The organism is Pseudomonas sp. LBUM1671, assembly GCF_059695685.1.
Genome location: NZ_CP166782.1, coordinates 909,969 through 934,189, shown reverse-complemented (window position 1 = coordinate 934,189; position 24,221 = coordinate 909,969). Strand labels below are relative to the sequence as shown.

The 24,221-nt window shown below is 58.8% G+C and carries 19 protein-coding genes; 13 read left to right on the top strand and 6 right to left on the bottom strand.

From position 1 onward, the window contains the following. Window positions 1-21 precede the first annotated feature (21 nt). The 3 genes from ACA060_RS04080 to ACA060_RS04070 form a co-directional block, all read right to left on the bottom strand. Window positions 22-1,749 carry an ABC transporter ATP-binding protein/permease gene (locus tag ACA060_RS04080; RefSeq protein WP_497315577.1) on the bottom strand — a complete coding sequence of 576 codons (1,728 nt, stop codon included), beginning with the start codon at window positions 1,747-1,749 and terminating at the stop codon, window positions 22-24. 96 nt (window positions 1,750-1,845) lie between these two features. Continuing rightward, entirely contained in the window at window positions 1,846-2,406 is a 561-nt protein-coding gene (locus ACA060_RS04075; protein WP_109627955.1) for a response regulator transcription factor, read from the bottom strand. Next, on the bottom strand, window positions 2,399-3,661 hold the full coding sequence (locus tag ACA060_RS04070; protein WP_109627954.1) for an ATP-binding protein: 1,263 nt from the start codon (window positions 3,659-3,661) through the stop codon (window positions 2,399-2,401). The genes ACA060_RS04075 and ACA060_RS04070 overlap by 8 nt, the downstream gene beginning before the upstream one ends. 361 nt (window positions 3,662-4,022) lie before the next feature. Between ACA060_RS04070 and ACA060_RS04065 the strand changes: the two genes are divergently transcribed. Further along, entirely contained in the window at window positions 4,023-4,739 is a 717-nt protein-coding gene (locus ACA060_RS04065) for an SIMPL domain-containing protein (RefSeq protein ID WP_497315575.1), read from the top strand. 227 nt (window positions 4,740-4,966) lie between these two features. On the opposite strand, the gene ACA060_RS04060 is transcribed toward ACA060_RS04065, so the two are convergent. Beyond that, window positions 4,967-5,338 carry a DUF6124 family protein gene (locus tag ACA060_RS04060; RefSeq protein WP_497315573.1) on the bottom strand — a complete coding sequence of 124 codons (372 nt, stop codon included), beginning with the start codon at window positions 5,336-5,338 and terminating at the stop codon, window positions 4,967-4,969. A gap of 1,407 nt (window positions 5,339-6,745) precedes the next feature. Between ACA060_RS04060 and ACA060_RS04055 the strand changes: the two genes are divergently transcribed. The 8 genes from ACA060_RS04055 to ACA060_RS04020 all read left to right on the top strand — a co-directional run bounded on the left by ACA060_RS04055 (window position 6,746) and on the right by ACA060_RS04020 (window position 17,523). Then, the gene (locus tag ACA060_RS04055) at window positions 6,746-8,371 is read left to right on the top strand and encodes an ABC transporter substrate-binding protein (protein WP_497315571.1); all 1,626 of its coding nucleotides are present in this window, start codon (window positions 6,746-6,748) and stop codon (window positions 8,369-8,371) included. A gap of 307 nt (window positions 8,372-8,678) precedes the next feature. Continuing rightward, window positions 8,679-10,280 (top strand): ABC transporter substrate-binding protein, encoded by a 1,602-nt coding sequence (locus ACA060_RS04050; protein ID WP_497315569.1) that lies wholly within the window; start codon window positions 8,679-8,681, stop codon window positions 10,278-10,280. A 171-nt stretch (window positions 10,281-10,451) separates the two neighbouring features. After that, window positions 10,452-11,870 (top strand): OprD family porin, encoded by a 1,419-nt coding sequence (locus tag ACA060_RS04045; protein WP_109627941.1) that lies wholly within the window; start codon window positions 10,452-10,454, stop codon window positions 11,868-11,870. A 78-nt stretch (window positions 11,871-11,948) separates the two neighbouring features. Further along, the gene (locus tag ACA060_RS04040; RefSeq protein WP_497315567.1) at window positions 11,949-13,544 is read left to right on the top strand and encodes an ABC transporter substrate-binding protein; all 1,596 of its coding nucleotides are present in this window, start codon (window positions 11,949-11,951) and stop codon (window positions 13,542-13,544) included. 72 nt (window positions 13,545-13,616) lie between these two features. After that, on the top strand, window positions 13,617-14,627 hold the full coding sequence (locus ACA060_RS04035; RefSeq protein WP_075947650.1) for an ABC transporter permease subunit: 1,011 nt from the start codon (window positions 13,617-13,619) through the stop codon (window positions 14,625-14,627). Window positions 14,628-14,634: 7 nt separating this feature from the next. Continuing rightward, window positions 14,635-15,564: an ABC transporter permease subunit gene (locus ACA060_RS04030; RefSeq protein WP_371922044.1), complete on the top strand. Its 930-nt coding sequence runs from the start codon at window positions 14,635-14,637 to the stop codon at window positions 15,562-15,564. A gap of 10 nt (window positions 15,565-15,574) precedes the next feature. After that, window positions 15,575-16,543 carry an ABC transporter ATP-binding protein gene (locus ACA060_RS04025; protein ID WP_109627939.1) on the top strand — a complete coding sequence of 323 codons (969 nt, stop codon included), beginning with the start codon at window positions 15,575-15,577 and terminating at the stop codon, window positions 16,541-16,543. After that, window positions 16,543-17,523 carry a peptide ABC transporter ATP-binding protein gene (locus ACA060_RS04020; protein WP_219096535.1) on the top strand — a complete coding sequence of 327 codons (981 nt, stop codon included), beginning with the start codon at window positions 16,543-16,545 and terminating at the stop codon, window positions 17,521-17,523. Before ACA060_RS04025 ends, ACA060_RS04020 begins: the two co-directional genes overlap by 1 nt. Window positions 17,524-17,713: 190 nt before the next feature. Here the strand turns inward: ACA060_RS04020 and ACA060_RS04015 are convergent, their stop codons facing one another. Both ACA060_RS04015 and ACA060_RS04010 read right to left on the bottom strand, forming a co-directional pair. Continuing rightward, the gene (locus tag ACA060_RS04015; protein WP_109627937.1) at window positions 17,714-17,968 is read right to left on the bottom strand and encodes a hypothetical protein; all 255 of its coding nucleotides are present in this window, start codon (window positions 17,966-17,968) and stop codon (window positions 17,714-17,716) included. Between the two features lie 337 nt (window positions 17,969-18,305). After that, entirely contained in the window at window positions 18,306-19,889 is a 1,584-nt protein-coding gene (locus ACA060_RS04010) for a peptide chain release factor 3 (RefSeq protein WP_007942808.1), read from the bottom strand. Window positions 19,890-20,381: 492 nt separating this feature from the next. On the opposite strand from ACA060_RS04010, the gene ACA060_RS04005 reads away from it, so the two are divergent. Genes ACA060_RS04005 through ACA060_RS03990 form a run of 4 tightly spaced genes read left to right on the top strand, consistent with a single transcriptional unit; the run spans window position 20,382 to window position 23,832 of the window. Beyond that, entirely contained in the window at window positions 20,382-21,098 is a 717-nt protein-coding gene (locus ACA060_RS04005) for an ABC transporter permease (protein WP_008148956.1), read from the top strand. Window positions 21,099-21,118: 20 nt separating this feature from the next. Continuing rightward, the gene (locus ACA060_RS04000; RefSeq protein ID WP_497315563.1) at window positions 21,119-22,012 is read left to right on the top strand and encodes a glycine betaine ABC transporter substrate-binding protein; all 894 of its coding nucleotides are present in this window, start codon (window positions 21,119-21,121) and stop codon (window positions 22,010-22,012) included. Between the two features lie 12 nt (window positions 22,013-22,024). Next, window positions 22,025-22,678, top strand: coding sequence for an ABC transporter permease (locus tag ACA060_RS03995; RefSeq protein WP_010463438.1), 654 nt, complete (start codon window positions 22,025-22,027; stop codon window positions 22,676-22,678). After that, window positions 22,675-23,832, top strand: coding sequence for an osmoprotectant ABC transporter ATP-binding protein OsmV (locus ACA060_RS03990; protein ID WP_497315562.1), 1,158 nt, complete (start codon window positions 22,675-22,677; stop codon window positions 23,830-23,832). The genes ACA060_RS03995 and ACA060_RS03990 overlap by 4 nt, the downstream gene beginning before the upstream one ends. The last annotated feature ends 389 nt before the right edge of the window (window positions 23,833-24,221 follow it).

The following is a 24,221-nucleotide window of genomic DNA, read 5'->3' as shown; positions in this document are numbered from 1 at the left end:
CCACAGATGGGGCGGAGGTGTTTATGCGATCACGGTCTGGTCCACCAGATGGCCATTTTCAATGCGCACATGCCGTGGGTGGAAACGCTTCAGACTGCTGCGATGCCCGACGCTGACAATGCTCAGCCCCGGAATCTCATCGATCAACGCCTGATACAGCGACGCCTCATCCTCTTCATCCATCGCCGACGTTGCTTCATCCATATAGAGCCACTGCGGTGCATAAAGCAGCGCACGGGCGAAGGCCAGCCGTTGTTGTTCACCCGGCGACAGCATGCGCTGCCAGTGATTGGCTTCGTCGAGCCGCGCAACGAGGTGCGGCAAGCGGCAAGTTTCCAGCACCTGCACATAACGCTCGTGCGGATACGTCTCGCCGGCCTGTGGATAACTCAAGGCCTCGCGCAACGTGCCAATCGGCAGATACGGTTTCTGCGGCAGGAACAGATAGCGCGCCGTCGGCAGACGAATGCTGCCGTGGCCCGTCGGCCACAGATGCCCCATCGCCCGAAACAACGTGGACTTGCCACTGCCGGAACGGCCGCTGATCATTACGCGCTCGCCCTCCTCCAAGGTCATGTCGGCGTTGGTCAGCAAATGACGACCGTCAGCCAGATCGAGGCCCAGGTTGTGCACCTTCAGTGCCGAGCCCGAATTCTGCACATCGATCGCCGGCGCACGCTCTTCGTTGTCGGTCATGGCCTGACGGAAACTCAGCAGACGATCGCAAGTGGCGCGCCACGACGCGAGGTTCTGGTACGCACTGATAAACCAGCTGAAACTCTCCTGCACATTGCCGAACGCCGAACTGATTTGCATCAGCTCGCCGAGTTCGATCTTGCCGGACAAGTAACGCGGCGAAGCGACGATGAACGGAAAGATAATGGCTGCCTGTTGGTAACCGGCGGTAAAGAACGTCAGACGCTTGGACACCTTCATGATGTCCCAGAAATTGTGCCAGACCATCCCGAAGCGGTTGCTCAAGCGACGGTTTTCATTGGGCTCGCCGTTGTACAGCGCAATGCTCTCGGCATTTTCGCGAATCCGCACCATGGAGAAACGCAGGTCGGCTTCGAAGCGTTGTTGTTTGTTGTTGAGGCCGATCAAGCGGCGACCGATCAAATGCGTCAGCCAGCTGCCGATCACGGCATACACCAGCACACACCAGAACATGTAGCCGGGTATGGTAAAACCAAGCACTTCGATACTGCCCGACACGCCCCACAGAATGATCGAGAACGACACCAGGCTGACAATATTGCGCAGCAAACCGATGCCCAACTCCAGGGTATTGGAGGTGAAATTGTTGAGGTCTTCGGAAATCCGCTGGTCCGGGTTATCGGTGTAACCGCCCTGCTCCAGCTGGTAGTAATTCTTGTTGCCGAGCCAGCGGGCGAAATGCTTTTCCGTGAGCCAGGCACGCCAGCGAATGGTCAGCATCTGGGTCAGGTAGAGCCGGTACACGGCACCGACAATCGCCACCGCCGCAATCCCGCAGAAATACAGAATCAGCCGCCAGAACGCCGCTTCGTCTTTTTGCTGCAGCGCGTTGTAAAAATCCTTGTACCAGGTGTTGAACCACACCGAGATGCCCACGCTGATCAACGATAACGCAATCACCGCGATCAGCAACGTCCAGGCCTTGACCTTCTCCTCGCTGCGCCAGTAAGGCGTGATCATCGCCCAGACTTTTCGAAAAAACTGCCCGCGCACAGCATCGTTGACCGCGGAATACTCAGCGTTCTGATTCATGGAAAAGGCTCAATAAAGAAAAGAACACACACGAACCGATCATAGATGATCGGTTCGGGTTATCGCGAGGGCTGGCGATAATCGTTCAGCAACCGTTCAGCGGCGCACCGGGCGCTTCTGCAGTTTGCGCTGCAGGGTCCGGCGGTGCATGCCCAGGGCGCGGGCAGTGGCGGAGATGTTGCCTTCGTGCTCGGTGAGCACGCGCTGGATGTGTTCCCACTGCAGGCGGTCCACCGACATCGGGTTTTCCGGTACCAGGGTGTCGAGGTCGGCGTGCTCGGAGAGCAGCGCGGCCAACACGTCGTCGGCGTCTGCCGGTTTGCACAGGTAGTTGCAGGCGCCGCGTTTGATCGCCTCGACGGCGGTGGCGATGCTCGAATAACCGGTGAGGATCACCACGCGCATTTCCGGGTCGAGTTCGAGCAGTTTGGGCAGCAACACCAGGCCCGAGTCGCCGTCCATTTTCAGGTCCAGTGCGGCGTAGTCCGGGATATCAGCCTGAGCGATGACCAGCCCTTCTTCGGCAGAGCCGGCGGTGCTGACGCGAAAACCACGGCGGGCCATGGCGCGAGCCATCACGCGGGTAAAGGTTGCATCGTCGTCTACCAGCAGCAAATGCGGCAGTTCTTCGCCTTCAACTTGGATCTCGTCACTCATGTTCGTCTCCTCGGGCGACACGGGGCAGGCGCAGCTCGGTGAGCGTGCCGCCTTCCTCATGACTGTAGAGTTTCACTGAGCCGCCGGCGCGTGTCACGCTGGCCTTGCTCAAAAACAGGCCCAGGCCGAAACCTTTGCCCTTGGTGGTAAAAAACGGTTTGCCGATCTGTTCGGCAATGGCCAGCGGCACACCGGCGCCGTGGTCGCGAATGCTGATGGTCAGGTCTTCGGCATTCCAGTCCAGCGTCACCTGCAACCCTTCGGGACAGGCATCGGCGGCGTTGTTCAGCAAATTCAGCAGCGCCTGCGTCAGATCTGGCGGCGGCGCCATGCGCGGCACGGTGCCCTGGCCCAGGCGCTGGAAGCGGTAACTGGCTTCCGGGCGCATGAGGTGCCAGCGGTTCAATGCTTCGTCTAGCCAGTCGGTGACGTCCTGCATCTCCACTGCCAAACGACGATTGGCCTCAGCGGCGCGTACCAGTTGCTGCAAGGTCTCTTTGCAGAGTTTGACCTGATCCTGCAACACGCTCAAATCGTCCTGCAACAGCGGGTCGGGATGGTCCTGACGCATTTCCTTGAGCAGCACGCTCATGGTCGCCAACGGCGTGCCCAGCTCATGGGCGGCGCCAGCGGCCTGGGTCGCAACGGCCAGCAATTGCTGGTCGCGCAGGCCTTCTTCACGACGAATGGCGCGCAGTTCTTCCTGACGGCGCAGCTCTTCGGCCATGCGCGCGGCGAAGAAGGTGATGACGGCGGCGGCGAGGGCAAAACTCAGCCACATGCCGTAGATCTGCAGGTTTTCCCGGGCGATGGGGAAGGTTTCCAGCGGATAGAACTGCGCCAGCAACAAGGTATAAAGCGCCAGCGCAATACCGGACAGAATCACCGAATAGCGCCACGGCAAGGTCACGGCGGCGATGGTCAGCGGCACCAGGTAATAGGAGACGAAGGGGTTGGTCGAGCCGCCGGAGAAATACAGCAAGGCGCTGTGGATAAATAGATCGCAGGCCAGTTGCAGGGCATATTCCAGCTCGGTCACCGGCCACGAAGTGCGCAGGCGAACGGCCGTGAACGCGCACAACAGCGTCGAGCAGCCGAGGGTCATCGCCAGTTGCACCCACGGCAACGGCAACAGGTCGAACCAGTAGGCCAGGCCTACGGAACCGGCCTGAGCGGCGAGCACCAAGGTGCGGATGAATGTCAGCCGCCAGAGATTCTGGCGAGTGGCGGAAGTGATTTGAACGGGGGCGAGCATGAGCTCTCCTGATGAGCGCTCCAGGCGGATCGCACGGAGTATAACCAAGCACGGGGGCTGACAGGCAAAAGTGCGGCAAACCGCCACATGGCAGGAAAGCTCCCAGTCCCCCTGTGGCGAGGGGATTTATCCCCGTTCGGCTGCGAAGCAGTCGTCAATACGACACACGCGGTATATCTGACGCACCGAGGTGCCGCTTTCGGGGCGGCTTCGCCACCCAACGGGGATAAATCCCCTCACCACTGGATCACCGACATCTGTATAGAAGTTGTAACTGTGCGAACCGGATCATTAAAGCTAGAGTCTGATGGTTTCACGCAGGCTCGGACCTTAACCCCTGCGCACCGTCCAAGGAGTTTTCATGCACAGTTTCCGCCGCAGCGCCGCCCTTCTTGCCTTAAGCGTTGGCACCGTCGCCAGCCTCCCGGCCCTGGCCGCCGACGAGCTTCATTACAACCAGATCGCCCTGCGCGCCGAAGTCAGCCAGGAAGTGGCCCGCGACCTGATGATCGTGACGCTCTACACCGAAGAACAAAACGCCGACCCGGCCAAACTCGCGGCCGACGTCAGCACCACCATGAACACAGCGCTGGCCCAGGCCAAACAGGTCAAGGAAGTCACCCTGCGCCAAGGCAGCCGCAACAGCTACCCGATCTACGACACCAAAGGCCAGAAAATCACCGGCTGGCGTGAACGCGCCGAACTGCGCCTGGAAAGCTCCGACTTCGCCGCGCTGTCGAAGTTGACTGGCGAACTGCTGACCGACCTGAAAATGGGCGGCATGGACTTCGCCATCGCCACACCAACCCGCAAGGCCAGCGAAGACGCACTGCTTAAAGAAGCCGTCACCGCGTTCAAGGCCCGCGCGCAACTGGCGACCGACGCGTTGGGTGGCAAGGGTTACAAAATCGTCAGCCTGAACCTGAACAGCAGCGGTTATCCACAACCTTATCTGCGCGGGCCAATGATGATGAAAGCGGCCGGCATGGACGGCGCGCCAGTGACGCCAGAGGTTGAGGCGGGCACGAGCCAGGTCGGCATGACGGCGGATGGCGCGATTGAAGTGTTGATGCCTTGATTCGATAACCCGGACACAGGAACGGCGGTCACTTAAGTGATCGCCGTTTTTTATTTCTCGTTGTGAACCTGTCTGACTGTTGTGGTGGTTGATCCATCGCCTTCGCGAGCAAGCCCGCTCCTACAGGATTCATGGTCGTTCACACATTCCGGTGCCAGCACAAATCACCTGTGGGAGCGGGCTTGCTCGCGAAGAACGATAACGCGGTCAACCAGACTGAATCCGCTCTAGCTCTGCGGATCAACGTTATCCAACGCCCGATTCACCGCCAACTCCGCCAGCATGATGATCTGCTGAATCGCCAACACCGTATTGCGCTGCGGGCCGATCAGGTTCGCCGCGAAATCACTGGTCATGACACTCGCGGACGCTAAGGACTCGCAGGCTTGGGCCAGGAGACTTTCGGTATCCATGTCCGGGGCAATCATGAACATGGTGCTGGGATGGCGGGGTTTGGGGGCGTATTGATCGGGGGGATCGAGGTAGTAATCGAGGGCGCGTTTTATGGCCTCGCTGTCTTTGAGTAGTTCTTCATCGCGCAAGGCGTCGGCGCTTGGGTTGGTTTTATTGAAATTCGAATCGGAATTATCGTTGTCCATTTGCAGCTCCTAATCTTAATTGGAGCCATCACTTGCCGTTATGGTCGTGAGGGCCTTCGCCCTACTGATTCAGGTTTCCACTCCTGGCCGCTGATTTAGCAGCGACAGGAACGAGATTAGAGACACTGCTTCCTACCCGGCAACCTGAAAAATGCGTGGGAAATCGCTGTGTTTTTTACACATCGTTCAACACAAAAATGGAACGCGGAGCGTCCCGGGCGGCATTCCCACGCGGGAGCGCGGGAACGATCAATTGCAGGTAACAGTAAGAGATTGGTCCGCTGTCAGGCCGCCTTCGCTGGCAAGCCAGCTCCCACAGGGTTCGGTGTACACCTGCAAGAGATTGGTCGGCTGTCAGGCCGCCTTCGCGGGCAAGCCTCGCTCCTACAAGGATTCGGCGTACAGCTTTTGATTCTCACCACTCAACAGGCCGAGCGTTAGCTCGCCTGCAGCTTTTGATCTTGATTCACCCGCCCCGTCGGGAGGCTGAGTGGAGGTGTTCATCCGGGGAGTGGCGCGCAGCGCCGTTCGACGAAGTCGAACACGCTGCATGTAGGTCGTCGCGAAGCAGACCGGAGGGCAGTGTCCCCGGATGGATACCGGAGCGAAGGTACGCCGAGCCTTAGCGAGGGGCCGGACGTTTGGGGCGAGCCTTTTTGGGTACTTTTTTGGCGTTTGAAAAAAGTGCCTCGCCGTAAGGGCGAAACCGCCAGCCGCCGTTACCGCAGGAATGGATATGTACACCTGAGAGAAACAGGTCGGCTACCAGGCCGCCTTCGCGAGCAAGCCCGCTCCCACAATGGGACAGGGTACACCTGACAGTAATGAGTCGACTTCAGGCTCCCTTCCGGACCACTGCGCATCCGTCAACAATGCTCATTTACAAGACGTTCAACACTTTGAAAAAGCCAAAAGCGCTACCGCACCCAGCAAACGGTTGCACCCTCGGGTACTACCACCACGCACGGGCGGCACCCACCCAATCCCGAATCCAAAGCATCCCCCCAGATGTCCAAGGACAAACAGTAACGAAACAATCTGCCCCCACAGACACAACAACCCTTTAAACAACAAACACCTACCCACCAAAGCGGAACTCAATCTCATTCACGCCCGTACGCCCCTCAATGAGGGGTATAAATAAGTAACACCGCGCTCCAATCGGGTGCGCATGACGTCCAAATCGCCCCGCGCAGGTGCGCCCTATGCACCGAAAAAACCCTACGCAAACGGTCAAATGCGCATGAATTTATACATATGCGACATTAAGGTACGTTCGTGCCACCGTTTAACGCTTGTGGTCGCTCAGGATCTTGCAATGGGTATGGCCCCTGCATAAGTATCCGCAGGCACGACTCACGAGGTCGTCCTCTAATTCCAAAAATGACAACAAATCATGAGGCCAACATGCTTAAACACGCGGTCATTCCGTTTTTAGTCGGCGCAGGCTTGTTAGCCTCCGCACCTTTCGCCCAAGCGGCGACTAACCTGGTGTTTTGCTCCGAAGGGAGCCCGGCCGGTTTTGATCCTGGTCAGTACACCACCGGAACCGACTTCGACGCCTCTGCAGAAACCATGTTCAACCGCTTGACCCAGTTCGAGCGCGGCGGCACCGCCGTGATTCCTGGTCTGGCGACCAAGTGGGACATCTCCGACGATGGCCTGACTTACACCTTCCACCTGCGTGAAGGCGTCAAGTTCCACACCACGCCGTACTTCAAGCCAACTCGTGAGTTCAACGCCGACGACGTGCTGTTCACCTTTAATCGCATGATTAACAAGGATGATCCGTTCCGTAAGGCGTACCCAACCGAATTCCCGTACTTCACCGACATGGCGATGGACACTAACATCACCAAGATCGATAAAGTCGACGACCACACCGTCAAGTTCACCCTCAAGGAAGTTGATGCCGCGTTCATCCAGAACATGGCCATGAGCTTCGCGTCGGTGCAGTCCGCCGAGTACGCGGCCCAGCTGCTGAAAGAAGGCAAAGCCGCCGACATCAACCAGAAGCCGGTCGGCACTGGCCCGTTCGTGTTCAAGAGCTACCAGAAAGACTCCAACATCCGCTACACCGGGAACAAGGACTACTGGAAGCCTGAAGACGTCAAGATCGACAACCTGATCTTCGCAATCACCACCGACCCGTCGGTGCGTATTCAGAAGCTGAAAAAGAACGAGTGCCAAGTCACTCTGTTCCCGCGCCCGGCCGACCTGGCAGCGCTCAAGGCCGACAAAACCCTGAAGATGCCTGATCAGGCTGGTTTCAACTTGGGCTACATCGCCTACAACGTGATGGACAAGGTCAAGGGCAGCAACGAGCCAAACCCGCTGGCCAACCTTAAAGTCCGTCAAGCACTGGACATGGCCGTCAACAAGCCAGAGATCATCAAGTCGGTGTACCAGGGCGCTGGCCAACTGGCCGTCAACGCAATGCCGCCAACCCAGTGGTCTTACGACACCACGATCAAGGATGCGCCGTTCAACCCTGAGAAAGCCAAGGAGCTGCTCAAGGAAGCCGGCGTCAAGGAAGGTACCGAGATCGTCCTGTGGGCGATGCCGGTACAGCGTCCGTACAACCCGAACGCCAAACTGATGGCTGAGATGCTGCAGTCCGACTGGAAGAAGATCGGCCTGAACGTCAAGATCACCAGCTACGAATGGGGCGAGTACATCAAGCGCTCCAAGGGTGGTGAAAACCAGGCGATGATCATTGGCTGGAGCGGTGACAATGGTGATCCGGACAACTGGCTCAACGTCCTGTTCGGCTGCGACTCGCTGAGCGGCAACAACTTCTCCAAGTGGTGCGACAAGAAGTTCGACGGTCTCGTCAAAGAAGCCAAGCGCACAACCGACCAGGGCAAGCGCACCGAACTGTACCAACAGGCGCAACACGTCCTCAAAGACGCTGTTCCAATGACACCTATCGCTCACTCGACGGTGTTCCAACCCATGCGCGACAACGTGCAGGACTTCAAGATCAGCCCGTTTGGCTTGAACTCCTTCTACGGCGTCAGCGTCAGCAAATAAGGTTTTGCAACGGCGACGTGTTTAACGTCGCCGTTGCTTTATCTGCCGAGAAAGTAGGAAACCGCCTACATCCAATTCCGTCGCGGATGACCGCCGGGGCGTCGGATGCGTTGCCTTTTCCCACAAGTCTTTCGGACTCTACGCATTTACTGCCAGACCCACGGCTCATACCGTCGGGATCTGACCAGTGCATGCGTGGGCTCTCGGTTTTGCTGCACGTCATGGTTTGAACTCAGTGATGCCTCCACGTCCGCGGACGGGACGGCGGCTCATTGAACACACTTAGAGAACAAGAAAAGGGAGCGTCATGCGCCATACCTTGGTTTTATCCGCATTGCTGGGCACCGGCCTGTTGGCCGCCACTTCCATCAGCCAGGCCGCCAACAACAGCCTGGTGTTCTGCTCCGAGGGCAGCCCCGCTGGCTTCGACACTGCGCAGTACACGACATCGACCGACAACGATGCCGCCGAGCCGTTGTACAACCGATTGGCAGAGTTTGAAAAAGGCGCGACCAACGTCGTACCGGGCCTGGCAACAAGCTGGGATATTTCCGAGGACGGCCTCAAGTACACCTTTCACCTGCGCGAAGGGGTGAAATTTCACACGACCAAATACTTCACGCCGACCCGTGATTTCAACGCCGATGACGTGCTGTTCACGTTCAATCGCATGCTCGATCCGCAGCAACCTTTCCGTAAGGCTTATCCGACCGAGTTCCCGTATTTCAACGGGATGAGCCTGAACAAGAACATCGCCAAGGTAGAAAAGACCGGGCCGCTGACCGTGGTCATGACGCTCAACAGCGTCGACGCCGCGTTCATCCAGAACATCGCCATGAGCTTCGCCGCCATCCTGTCCGCCGAATACGCCGACAAGTTGCTGGCAGAAGGCAAGCCGAGCGACATCAACCAGAAGCCGATCGGCACTGGCCCGTTCGCGTTCAAGAGCTATCAGAAAGACTCCAACATCCGTTACACCGGTAACAAGCAGTACTGGGACCCGAGCCGGGTCAAGCTCGACAACCTGATCTTCTCGATCAACACCGACGCTTCGGTGCGCGTTCAGAAACTCAAGGCCAATGAGTGCCAGATCACCTTGAGCCCGCGCCCCGCCGACGTACCCGCGTTGAAGAACGATCCGGCACTCAAGCTCATTGAGAAACCGGGTTTCAACCTTGGCTACATCGCCTACAACGTTCGGCACAAACCGTTCGACCAGCTCGAAGTGCGTCAGGCGCTGGACATGGCGGTGAACAAGCAAGGCATTCTCAACGCCGTTTACCAAGGCGCCGGTCAGCTGGCGGTCAACGCCATGCCGCCGACCCAGTGGTCTTACGACGACACCATCAAAGACGTCGCCTACAACCCGGAAAAAGCCAAGGAATTGCTCAAGGCTGCCGGCGTGAAAGAAGGCACCGAAATCACCTTGTGGGCGATGCCCGTGCAGCGCCCTTACAACCCGAACGCCAAGTTGATGGCCGAGATGCTCCAGGCTGACTGGGCAAAAATCGGCCTCAAAGTGAAGATCGTCAGCTATGAATGGGGCGAGTACATCAAGCGCACCAAGAATGGCGAACACGACGTCAGCCTGATTGGCTGGACCGGGGACAATGGGGACCCGGACAACTGGCTCGGCACGCTTTACAGCTGCGACGCCATTGGCGGCAACAACTACTCCATGTGGTGCGATCCGGCTTATGACAAGTTCATCAAGCAGGCCAAGGTCGTCACCGACCGCGACCAGCGCACCGTGCTCTACAAACAGGCGCAGCACTACCTCAAGCAGCAAGTGCCGATCACGCCTATCGCCCATTCGACGGTTAACCAGCCGTTGAGCGCCAAAATCGAAGGATTCAAGGTGAGTCCATTCGGTCGTAACGTGTTCTCGGGCGTCAGTATCGACCAATAACCGATTAGCCAGAACGCTGGGGGCGCATTGCGCCCTCACGCAAGCGTATTGCCTTAATTCGCCGATAAGGCCTACAGCAAACGTTTGCGAAGCCTTGTATGAGTTCTAAACCAAATAGCCGGATCACCAAAAAAGACCGGCATTAAAAAAAGAAAGTAAGGAGCTTCACCCATGAAACTGAGCAGCACCGCGTTATTGGCCCTGGCCATCAGCAGCGTAACCGCCACGGCTTACGCAGAAACCCAAAGCCAGGCTTTCACCCCGGTTACCGTGAAAGAGAAAAGCGCCCAAAGCGAAGCCACCGGCTTTGTTGAAGGCCAATCGATCACCGGTTCCACGCGTAACTGGTATGCGAATGAGTCGTTCAAGCGGGGCGCGACGCTCAACTATCGTAAAAATGGTGAGACTCGTACGACTGACCGTCGCATCAACTGGGTTCAAGGCACGATCATCAAGTACAACTCGGGCTTCACCGAGGGCACTGTCGGTTTCAGCACCGAAGTGGCGGCATACAATGCCATTGCTCTGGACCGCGATCGCAAAGACCTCGCATCCGGTAACGGTGGTGCTCCCGAGCCAGGTCGGGGCGGCCGTGGCAACAACCGTACGCTGACCGAAAGTGGCGGTGACGCTGTTGATCAGTGGAGCAAACTGGGCCTGGCCAACGTCAAGGCACGTTTCTCCAACACCACACTGACTGCCGGTCGCCAGAACTTCAGCAGCCCGCAAGTGGATGTCATCGGTAACCGTCCACTGCCTTCGAGCTTCGAGGGTGTCAGTCTGCACAGCGAAGAGTTGGAAAACCTGACTTTCGACATCGCCACCTTTGACCGTAACTCACCGCGTACCGAACAGAGCCAGCGCAAGTTCCGTTCCGAATACGGCGACGGTACCGCTGAAGCCGATCACGTCAATACCGCCGGTATCACTTACACGCCGTTCGCCAGCCTGACCACCAGCCTGTGGGGCACCCAGGCCGAAGACCTGTGGAACCAGTACTACTTCGGCGCCACCCACGTTCTGGGTGACAGCTCGGTCCTGAGCCTGACCACCGGCCTGAACTACTACAAAACCGTCGACGAAGGCAAAAAGCTGCTGGGCGAAATCGACAACGACACCTACTCCCTGTCGTTGGGCCTGACTCACCAGGCCCACAGCCTGACCTTCTCCTACCAGGAAGTGAACGGTAACGAGTACTTCGACTACCTGCACGAAACCAACGGCATCTACCTGGCCAACTCCCTGCTGTCGGACTTCAACGGCCCGAACGAAAAATCGTTCCAGATCGCCTACGGTCTGAACATGGCTGAATACGGCATTCCAGGTCTGAAGTTCAACATCTACCAAGCTCGTGGCTGGGGCATCGACGGTACTCACTATGCCGGCGGCGGTTACGACGGCGTGCAGGCGATGGACGGCGAAAACCACTATGAGTACGGCATCGGTACTTCGTACGCCGTACAAAGTGGCCCGCTCAAGGCCACCGCTATCCGCGCGACCTACACCGCTCACCGCGCCAGCGATAACCAGGCGGATGGCAGCCTCAACGAGTTCCGTCTCGTGACCACCATCCCGTTCAACATTCTGTAATACACCTGCCGAACGGCTGATTCAGTGACGAATCGGCCGTTCGGCTTTTGTCCTTTAACCGATTGCAGAGGGTTCTTGATGAAAATGCTTCCCCTACGTGCGGCCATTGCAGCCGCGTTGCTCAGTGTCGCTGTTGGCGTCTCGGCCAAACCCTTGGTGGTCTGCACCGAAGCCAGTCCGGAAGGCTTCGATATGGTCCAGTACACGACTGCAGTCACAGCCGATGCGGTGGCCGAAACCATCTTCAATCGTCTGGCGGACTTCAAGCCCGGCACCACTGAAGTGATTCCGGCACTGGCCGACTCCTGGGACATCAGCGAAGACGGTCTGACCTACACGTTCCACCTGCGCAAAGGCGTCAAGTTCCACACCACCGAATACTTCAAACCGACGCGCGACATGAACGCCGACGATGTGGTCTGGAGCTTCCAGCGTCAGCTAGACCCGAACCACCCATGGCACAAACTGTCGAGCGTGGGCTTCCCGTACTTTGAAAGCATGGGCTTCAAGGAACTGCTGAAAAGCGTCGAGAAAGTTGACGACAACACCGTCAAATTCACCCTGACCCGCCGCGAAGCGCCGTTCCTGGCTGACATCGCCATGGCCTTCTCCTCGATCTACTCCGCCGAGTATGCCGATCAGCTGCTCAAGGCCAACAAGACCGGCGACCTGAACAACAAGCCTGTCGGTACCGGCCCGTTCATCTTCCAGCGTTACAACAAAGACGCCCAGGTCCGTTTCAAGGCCAACCCGGACTACTTCCGTGGCAAGGCGCCGGCTGACGCGTTGATCCTGGCGATCGCCACCGACAACAACGTGCGCCTGCAGAAGCTCAAGGCCAACGAATGCCAGATCGCGCTGTACCCGAAACCGGATGACATTCCGAGCATCAAGAAAGACGACAAGCTGAAGGTCGATGAGCTGAACGCGATGACCGTCGCGTATATCGCCATCAACACCACGCACAAATACCTGAGTGACGTGCGCGTGCGCAAAGCCATCGACATCGCCTTCGACAAGGAAGCGGCCGTCAACGCGCTGTTTGGCAAAGGCAATGCGACCGCTGCGGTGAACCCGTTCCCGGACACGCTGCTGGGTTACAACCACACCTTGAAAAACCCGGCCCGCGACCTCGACAAGGCCCGCGCCCTGCTCAAGGAAGCCGGCGTACCGGAAGGCACGGTATTCACCCTGTTCACCCGCAACGGTGGGGGTGCGACCAACCCGAACCCAATGCTCGGCGCGCAGATGATGCAGGCCGACCTGGCCAAGGTGGGGATCAAGATCGATATCCGCGTGATGGAATGGGGCGAAATGCTCAAACGCGCGAAAAACGGCGAGCACGATATGGTATCCGCCGGATGGGCGGGCGATAACGGCGACCCGGATAACTTCCTGACGCCTATGCTCAGTTGCGAAGCCGCGAAGAACGGCGAAAACTACGCGCGCTGGTGCAATGAAAAGTTCCAGACCCTAATCGACCAGGCCCGCGAAAAAACCGACCCGGCCGAGCGTGCAGCACTGTACGAACAGGCTCAGGTTATTTTTAACCAGGACCAGCCATGGATCAGCATCGCTCACACTAGAATGTTCACCGCAATGCGCAACAACGTAGAGGGCTACCACATTAGCCCCCTCACCACTAATAACTTCGCCACCACCCAGGTGAAGTAGATAAGAAACTACCGGCATTCCTGACCCAGGAATGCCGGGCACGCCTAACCGGCTGATGAGGTACACCACAAGATGTTTAGTTTTATTGCCCGCCGATTGGGGTTATTGATCCCCACATTCTTCGGCATCACCTTGCTGACTTTCGCGTTGATTCGCATGATTCCTGGCGACCCCGTGGAAGTAATGATGGGCGAACGTCGGGTCGACCCCGAAATGCACGCTCAGGCAATGGAACGCCTAGGTCTGAACAAACCCCTGTATGCCCAATACCTGGATTACATCGGCAAGTTGGCCCACGGCGACCTTGGTGAATCCCTGCGTACCCGTGAAAGCGTATGGACCGAGTTCACCTCCCTCTTCCCGGCGACCCTGGAACTGTCCATGGCCGCCCTGTTGTTCGCCGGCATCCTGGGCCTGTTGGCCGGGGTGATCGCGGCACTCAAGCGAGGATCCCTGTTCGACCATGGGGTGATGGGCATCTCCCTGGCGGGATATTCGATGCCGATCTTCTGGTGGGGCCTGATCCTGATCATGTTCTTCTCGGTATCCCTGGGCTGGACCCCGGTGTCCGGGCGGATCGACCTGCTCTACGACATCGAGCCGCGGACCGGCTTCATGCTCATCGACACGCTGCTGGCCGATGACGTCGGTGCGTTCTTCGACGCCCTGCATCACCTGATCCTGCCGGCCATCGTGCTCGGCACCATCCCGCTGGCGGTGATTGCGCGGATGACCCGTTCTTCGATGCTCGAAGTGCTGCGCGAAGACTACATCCGTACCGCCCGCGCCAAAGGCCTGTCGCCTTCGCGCGTGGTGTTCGTGCACGGCCTGCGCAACGCGCTGATTCCGGTACTGACCGTGGTCGGCCTGCAAGTCGGCACATTGCTGGCCGGTGCGGTCCTGACCGAAACCATCTTCTCCTGGCCCGGCATCGGCAAATGGCTGATCGAAGCCATTGGCGCACGGGACTATCCCGTGGTGCAGAACGGCATCCTGTTAATCGCCTGCCTGGTGATTCTGGTCAACTTCGTAGTGGACATCCTCTACGGCTTTGCCAACCCACGCATTCGTCACCAGCGCTGAGATCATCATGACCATGACCACTCCAGCTTCAACTACAAATCAAGCGGTAACAGTCGATCAAAGCCTGCTGTACCCGTCCCCTTACAAAGAATTCTGGCAAGCGTTTTCCAAGAACAAAGGTGCCGTCGCCGGCCTGATGTTCATGCTGCTGGTGATTTTCTGCGCAATTTTCGCGCCGTGGGTTGCCCCGCATAACCCGAGCGAGCAATACCGCGACTTCCTGCTGACCCCGCCCTCCTGGCTGGAAGGCGGGCAGATCCAGTTCCTGCTCGGCACCGATGAACTGGGTCGCGACCTGCTGTCGCGACTGATCAACGGTTCGCGCCTGTCCCTGCTGATCGGCTTGTCGTCGGTGGTGATGTCGCTGATTCCGGGCATCCTTTTGGGTCTGTTCGCCGGCTTCTTCCCGAAACTGCTCGGCCCGACCATCATGCGCCTGATGGACATCATGCTGGCCCTGCCGTCGCTGCTGCTGGCTGTGGCGATTGTCGCCATCCTCGGCCCTGGTCTGATTAACACCATCATTGCCATCGCCGTGGTTTCGTTGCCGTCCTATGTTCGTCTGACCCGCGCCGCGGTGATGGGCGAATTGAACCGCGACTACGTGACCGCCGCGCGCCTGGCTGGTGCCGGTCTGCCACGCCTGATGTTCGTCACCGTGCTGCCCAACTGCATGGCGCCGCTGATCGTTCAGGCGACCCTGAGTTTCTCCTCGGCGATTCTCGATGCCGCGGCACTGGGCTTCCTCGGCCTTGGCGTACAACCGCCGACGCCTGAGTGGGGCACCATGCTGGCTTCGGCTCGCGATTACATCGAACGCGCCTGGTGGGTCGTCAGTCTGCCTGGTTTGACCATTTTGCTCAGCGTGCTGGCAATCAACTTGATGGGCGACGGCCTGCGCGATGCGCTGGACCCGAAACTCAAGAACGCCGCCTGAGGAGATTCAAATGTCACTGTTAGAAATCAAGAATCTCAACGTTCGCTTCGGCGACAAGAACGCCGTTCCGGTGGTCGACGGTCTCGACATTACCGTGGACAAGGGCGAAGTGCTGGCCATCGTTGGCGAGTCGGGTTCCGGTAAATCCGTGACCATGATGGCGCTGATGGGCCTGATCGAGCATCCAGGGATCGTCACCGCCGACGCGCTGAATTTCGACGGCAAGAACATGCTCAAGCTCAGCAACCGTCAGCGTCGGCAAATTGTCGGCAAAGACCTGGCCATGGTCTTCCAGGACCCGATGACCGCGCTGAACCCGAGCTACACCGTTGGCTTCCAGATCGAAGAAGTGCTGCGCCTGCACCTGAAAATGTCCGGCAAGCAAGCCCGCGCACGCGCCATCGAACTGCTGGAAAAAGTTGAAATCCCGGGCGCCGCCAGTCGTATGGACGCTTACCCGCATCAACTCTCTGGCGGTATGAGCCAGCGTGTTGCAATCGCCATGGCGATTGCCGGCGAACCGAAACTGCTGATCGCCGACGAGCCGACCACCGCACTGGACGTAACGATTCAGGCGCAGATCATGGACCTGCTGCTGGCGTTGCAGAAAGAGCAGAACATGGGCCTGGTGCTGATCACTCACGACCTCGCGGTCGTGGCCGAAACCGCTCAGCGCGTGTGCGTGATGTACGCCGGCCAAGCGGTAGAAGTGGGTCAAGTGCCACAGCTGTTCGACATTCCGGCACACCCTTACAGCGAAGCGCTGCTCAAGGCGATTCCGGAACACAGCCTGGGCGCCACACGCCTGGCCACGCTGCCGGGCATCGTTCCCGGTCGTTACGACCGCCCGCAGGGTTGCCTGCTGTCGCCGCGCTGCCCGTATGTGCAAGAGAATTGCCGTGCCCAGCGTCCGGCCCTCGATCCGAAAAGCAACAGCCTTGCCCGCTGCTTCTACCCGCTGAATCAGGAGGTGGCGTAATGGCCGTCGTACTTACCGCCCGCGACCTGACCCGTCACTACGAAGTGTCCCGTGGCCTGTTCAAGGGCCATGCGACCGTCCGCGCCCTGAACGGCGTGTCGTTCGAACTGGAAGCCGGCAAGACCCTCGCCGTCGTAGGCGAATCGGGCTGCGGCAAATCCACCCTGGCCCGTGCCCTGACGCTGATCGAAGAGCCATCCTCCGGCTCCTTGAAAATCGCCGGGCAAGAAGTCGCCGGAGCGGACAAGGCTCAGCGCAAGCAACTGCGCAAAGACGTGCAGATGGTGTTCCAGAGCCCGTACGCGTCGTTGAACCCACGGCAGAAAGTCGGTGATCAACTGGCCGAACCATTGCTGATCAACACCAGCCTGAGCGCGGCCGAACGTCGCGAGAAAGTTCAGGCGATGATGAAACAGGTAGGCTTGCGTCCTGAGCACTATCAGCGTTATCCGCACATGTTCTCCGGCGGTCAGCGCCAGCGGATCGCCCTCGCTCGCGCGATGATGCTGCAACCGAAAGTGCTGGTCGCGGACGAACCGACTTCGGCGCTGGACGTGTCGATTCAAGCCCAGGTGCTGAACCTGTTCATGGATTTGCAGCAAGAGTTCAACACCGCCTACGTGTTCATCTCGCATAACCTGGCCGTGGTGCAACACGTTGCCGATGACGTGATGGTGATGTACCTCGGCCGCCCGGTGGAAATGGGCCCGAAGAACGACATCTACGAACGTCCTTTGCACCCCTACACCCAGGCGCTGCTGTCGGCTACCCCGACCATTCACCCGGACCCGAACAAGCCGAAAATCAAGATCGTCGGCGAGTTGCCCAATCCGTTGAACCCGCCGTCGGGATGCGCTTTCCACAAGCGCTGCCCGTACGCGACCGAGCGTTGCAGCACTGAAGAGCCGGCCCTGCGCCTGCTCGACAGCCGCCAAGTGGCGTGCCACTACGCCGAGCAGTTCCTCGACGGCGCCGCGTAAAAATGTGGGAGCGGGCTTGCTCGCGAAGAGGGTGTGTCAGTCACCATTTATGTGAATGACACACCGCTTTCGCGAGCAAGTCGAATCGTCGCACCGCCGCTCCCATAGGGATATCTGAGCTGTTCAATAACCTCTTCTGCCCCGGCTGCGCATCAGTCCGGGGGAGAAGGGGTTTTCTTTTGCCTGTTCCTCAAGCCCCTTCATCTTCATCGGTATCGGCATCCGGATCCTCGGTGGTCGAGTCGTCATCGTCCGCGCTGCCGCCCTGCCCCTGGTCGCCTGGCTCCGACTCGGACGCGGCGATCATCAGCCCGGTGTGCGTCACCTGCCCGCTCGACGCTTGTTCATCATGATCCGGACACTCAGCCCACGCTGCCGACGACAGGCCTACGGACAGCATTACGAAAACCTTCAGCAACAACACAATGCGTTGAAAAATACTCATGGCCGATTCCATCCTTTTGCAGGTGAAACGTGAAAGCCCGACGGCACTGATAGACAACCGGTTCCGATGGGGCGGGTTCTCCAGATAGGACCCTGACGATGCGCGGGAAATGCCATGAGTGGGGAGACTGGTTTGGAATAATGTATATAACCAAACCCATCAACAACACTGATCCCTGTGGGAGCCAGCCTGCTGGCGATGGCAGTCTTTCATTCAATGAATGTGTTGAATGTCACTCCGCTATCGCCAGCAGGCTGGCTCCCACAGGGAGTTGGGTCGGGCATGAAAAAGCCCCGGTGCTTTCGCGACCGGGGCTTTTGATTTTGCAACTCAACGCTTAGTGATGCTCACGCGTCGCACGGAATTTCACGTCCGGCCAGCGTTCTTCCATCAGCGCCAGGTTGACCCGTGTCGGGGCCAGGTAGGTCAGGTGACCACCGCCGTCGACCGCCAGGTTTTCCACGGCCTTGACCCGAAACTCCTCGAGCTTCTTCTTATCGTCGCAATCGATCCAGCGCGCGGAATACACGGTGATCGGCTCGTAGGAGCACTCGACCTTGTATTCCTCTTTCAAGCGGCTGGCGACCACATCGAACTGCAGCACACCAACGGCGCCGAGGATGATGTCGTTGCTGCGCTCAGGGAAGAACACCTGGGTCGCGCCCTCTTCCGCCAACTGCTGCAAGCCTTGGCGCAGTTGCTTGGATTTCAGCGGATCACGCAGACGCACGCGGCGGAACAGTTCCGGGGCGAAGTGCGGAATACCGGTGAAGCCCAGGACTTCGCCTTCGGTGAACGTGTCGCCGATCTGGATGGTGCCGTGGTTGTGCAGGCCGATGATGTCGCCGGCAAACGCTTCTTCCAGTTGCTCACGCTCGGAGGAGAAAAACGTCAGGGCATCGCCGATCCGTACGTCCTTGCCGGTGCGCACATGGCGCATCTTCATGCCTTTTTCGTATTTGCCGGAGCAGATACGCATGAAGGCGATGCGGTCGCGGTGTTTCGGGTCCATGTTCGCCTGGATCTTGAACACGAAGCCTGCAAACTTTTCTTCGACCGGCTCAACGGTGCGCTCGTTGGCGACACGGGCCAGCGGTTTCGGCGCCCAGTTGACCACGGCGTCGAGCACGTGATCGACACCGAAGTTGCCCAATGCAGTACCGAAGAACACCGGGGTCAGTTGGCCGTCGAGGAATTCCTGTTGATTGAATTCGTGACAGGCGCCCTGCACCAGTTCCAGCTGATCGACGAAGCGATCGTACTCGTCGCCCAAGTGCGCGCGAGCTTCATCGGAATCGAGCTTCTCGATGATTTTGACATCGGTGCGCTCGTGGCCGTGGCCCGCGGTGTACACGATGATGTAGTCGTCGGCGAGGTGATAAACGCCTTTGAAATCGCGGTAGCAGCCGATCGGCCAGGTGATCGGCGCTGCCTTGATTTTCAGGACGGCTTCGATTTCGTCGAGCAGTTCGATCGGGTCGCGGATGTCGCGGTCGAGTTTGTTGATGAAGCTGACGATCGGCGTATCACGCAGACGGCAGACGTCCATCAGCGCGATGGTCCGTGGCTCTACACCCTTACCGCCGTCGAGGACCATCAATGCCGAGTCCACTGCCGTCAGGGTACGGTAGGTATCTTCGGAGAAGTCTTCGTGGCCCGGGGTGTCGAGCAGGTTGATCATGTGGTCGCGATACGGGAACTGCATGACCGACGTGGTAATCGAGATACCACGCTGCTTTTCCATTTCCATCCAGTCGGAGGTGGCATGGCGGTCGGACTTGCGGGATTTCACCGTGCCCGCAATCGCAATCGCCTTGCCCATCAGCAAGAGCTTCTCGGTGATGGTGGTTTTACCGGCATCGGGGTGGGAAATAATGGCGAAAGTGCGGCGTTTCGCGACTTCGGCGGCCTGTTTGGTCATGGGAAATCGCCTGGCAGGTGATTCAAAAAAGGGCGGCGAGTATAGCGCAAACCGAGTCTTACGGACCACCGTTCGCCCTGTCGCAGCTGCCGAGCCTGCGAGGCTGCGTCCGGCGGCGAAGCCGTCGTAAAACCTGACGCTGCGGTGTATCAGACCGACCGCGAGTATCGACTCTACGACGGCTTCGCCGCCGGACGCAGCCTCGCAGGCTCGACAGCTGCTACAAAAGGCAAGATGAGATGCGTGGTAGCTAATTGCTGCTAAATATGGAACCTTTTAAAAGGTGGAGGCGTCCACTCCCCTGTTACAGCTCTCGTAGCAGGGTTTGAAAAACCTGCAAGTTAGCCTGACGAGGCTGCGCTTATGGCTCGATCTCATGCGGTTGCATCAGCATGAAGAGCTGCTTCTCGCGAACGTTGATAATCCCGGCAGCCAGGAATGGCGTTGCCACTCGGGACTGCGTTCGCCGACAAAGAAAAAAGGAGTCCGCCTGTGGCTATTCGCTATGGCAAGGGGCTGATAGGAGGTGCGGTTGTCGTCGCTCTCCTGGCCCTGCTGGTCCACTGGATTGGCATCAACACGATCGAACATTACCGCGACGATTTGTTGTTTTACCTGCAAGCTCACCTGATTCTCGTCCTCGCTTCCATGCTGGCCGCCCTTGTTGTGGGCATCCCCGCCGGTATTTTCCTCAGCCGCCCGACCATGGTGGGCCGCGCTGAACGCTTCATGCAGATCTTCAACATCGGCAACACTGTGCCGCCTCTTGCCGTACTGGCCATCGCCCTGGGGATCCTCGGCATCGGCAGCGGCCCCGCGATCTTCGCCCTGTTCCTCGCCTCGCTGTTGCCGATCGTGCGCAACACCTATGAAGGCCTGAAAAACGTTCAGGGATCGCTCAAGGAAGCGGCCGTCGGCATTGGCATGACACCGACTCAGGTGCTGTGGCGAGTCGAGCTGCCGAACGCTGTACCAATCATCATCGGTGGCGTGCGCGTGGCCCTGGCGATCAACGTCGGGACGGCACCGCTGGCGTTCCTGATCGGCGCCAACAGCCTGGGCAGCCTGATTTTCCCTGGCATCGCCCTGAACAATCAGCCGCAACTGCTGCTCGGCGCGGCCTGCACCGCCCTGCTGGCCTTGCTGCTCGACGGTCTGGTGACACTCGCCAGCCGCCTCTGGCTCGAACGCGGCTTGCGCCCGTCTTAAGCCTCGGCAAAGGAATATTTATGAAAAAACTTAGCTTATTAATAGGCTGCGCCCTGCTGTTCGCAGGATTGGCCCAAGCCGCTGAAAAACCGGTGATCCGCATCGGCGCCCGGGTGTTCACCGAACAAACCCTGCTGGCGGAAATCACTTCCCAATACCTGCGCACCAAGGGTTACGACACCCAGGTGACCGGCGGACTGGGCAGCAACCTGGCCCGCAGCGCCCACGAAAGTGGCCAGCTGGATTTGATGTGGGAATACACCGGCGTCTCGCTGGTGGCTTACAACCACATTACCGAGAAACTCGACAGCGCTCAGTCCTACGCCAAGGTGAAAGAACTCGACGCGAAAAAAGGCCTGATCTGGCTGACCCCGTCGAAGTTCAGCAACACCTACGCCCTGGCCTTGCCGGAAAGCACCGCGAAGGCTTACCCGCAGATCAACACCATCAGCGAGCTGAACACGGCGCTGCAGGCTGAAGCGAAGACCAATCACCTCGTCGCACTGGACACCGAGTTCGCCAACCGTTCCGACGGTCTGGACGGCATGGTCGACCTCTACGGCATGAACCTGACCCGTAAGAACATCCGGCAGATGGACGCCGGGCTAGTCTATACCGCCCTGCGCAATGGCCAGGTGTTTGCCGGTCTGGTCTACACCACCGACGGTCGTTTGAATGCCTTCAAGCTCAAACTCCTCGAAGACGACAAGCACTACTTCCCCGACTACACCGCCGCGCCTGTGGTGCGTCAGGACTACCTCGACGCCCATCCAAAACTGGCGGAAGAAATAAAGCCGCTGGCTGAACTGTTCGACGACGCCACCATGCGCCAGCTCAATGCGCGGGTCGATGTCGATCACGAAAGCCCTTCATCCGTTGCCGCAGATTTCCTGCGCCAGCATCCCCTGAACTGAGGAGGAGAAGACATGGAATTTCTGAACGCCTTTTCCCATCTCGACTGGCCGCTGGTGCTGCACCTGACCTGGCAGCACATCACTCTGGTCGGCATCGCCGTGACATTGGCGATCCTCGTTGGCGTGCCGTTGGGCGTGCTGATGACACGCTTCCCGACCCTCGCCGGCCCGTTGCAAGCCAGCGCCACGGTGCTGCTGACGGTTCCGTCGATTGCACTGTTCGGTCTGTTGCTGCCGTTCTACTCCAAGTTTGGCCAGGGCCTGGGGCCGATGCCGGCGATTACCGCTGTGTTTCTGTACTCGCTGCTGCCGATCATGCGTAACACCTACCTGGCGTTGACCGGCGTCGAACCGGGTATTCGCGAAGCCGCGCGCGGCATCGGCATGACCTTCGGCCAGCGCCTGCGCATGGTCGAGCTGCCAATCGCCGTGCCGGTGATTCTCGCCGGTGTGCGCACCGCCGTGGTCATGAACATCGGTGTCATGACCATCGCCGCGACCATCGGTGCCGGTGGCCTCGGTGTACTTATTCTCGCTTCAATCAGCCGCAGCGATATGTCGATGCTGATCGTCGGCGCCGTGCTGGTCAGTCTCCTGGCCATCTTCGCCGACCTGCTTCTGCAATGGCTGCAACGCACGCTGACTCCAAAAGGACTGCTCAAATGATCGAACTTCAAAACCTCAGCAAGACCTTCCAAAGCAACGGCAAAGATGTGAAAGCCGTGGACTCGGTAAGCCTGACCGTCAATGAAGGCGAAATCTGCGTATTCCTCGGGCCATCGGGCTGCGGCAAAAGCACCACGCTGAAAATGATCAACCGCCTGATCAAGCCGACCTCGGGCAAGATCCTGATCAACGGCGAAGACACCACCGACCTCGACGCCGTAACCCTGCGTCGCAACATCGGTTATGTGATCCAGCAGATCGGCCTGTTCCCGAACATGACCATCGAGGAAAACATCACCATCGTTCCGCGCCTGCTGGGCTGGGACAAACAGAAATGCCACGACCGCGCCCGCGAGTTGATGAGCATGATCAAGCTCGAACCCAAGCAGTACCTGAATCGCTACCCGCGTGAATTGTCCGGCGGTCAGCAACAGCGGATCGGCGTGATTCGTGCGCTGGCGGCGGATGCGCCGCTGTTGTTGATGGACGAACCGTTCGGCGCGGTCGACCCGATCAACCGCGAGATGATCCAGAACGAGTTCTTCGAGATGCAGCGCGCGCTGAACAAGACCGTGATCATGGTCAGCCACGATATCGACGAAGCGATCAAGCTGGGCGACAAGATTGCAATCTTCCGCGCCGGCAAGCTGCTGCAGATCGATCACCCGGACACGCTGCTGGCGCACCCGGCGGACGACTTTGTCAGCAACTTCGTCGGCCAGGACAGCACCCTCAAGCGACTGTTGCTGGTGAAAGCCGAAGACGCGGCGGACAACGCACCGTCGGTGAGCCCGGGAACTCCAGTGGCTGAAGCCCTGGAGTTGATGGACGAACTGGACCGTCGTTATGTGGTGGTCACGGACGGTGAGAACAAGGCGCTCGGTTATGTACGACGTCGCGACCTGCACCGTCAGACAGGGACTTGCGCACAGTACCTGCGCGAGTTCAACGCCACCGCGGCGTTCGACGAGCATTTGCGTATCCTGCTGTCGCGCATGTACGAGTTCAACCGCTCGTGGCTGCCGGTGATGGATGCCGAGCGGGTGTTCCTGGGGGAAGTGACGCAGGAATCGATTGCCGAGTATCTGAGCTCCGGCAAGTCCCGTGGGGGCAAGACCAGCATTGTTTCGCCGGCCGAAGTTGCAATGGCCTGATCTCTTTCTGAGACTCCAGTGCTTTTGTGGCGAGGGAGCTTGCTCCCTCACCACAAAGGCTATGTGTAAATCCCTTCAGAATTCCTCATCCGGGGAACATCACACTGTCATGCAGGTCGGTTACATCAGTAGCTGTCAGGGACCGCACGACGGATGCGTGCAAAAACGCGACATTTTTTGTTGATCTCGAGCCCCTCACGCCCTAAAGTTCGCGCCGAACGTCCATGCTGGAAACGATCCATCCGGCTCAAGTACTGACGACGAGACAGCAAGGCCAAGGGAAGCACCGCCTCCCGGGGCCTTTTTGCTTTCGGCGACATGCCTTGGGAAGTAGGCGAACCAAAGTGGGGATACGGAGGACGTTCATTTGCACCCATTGATTAATCTAG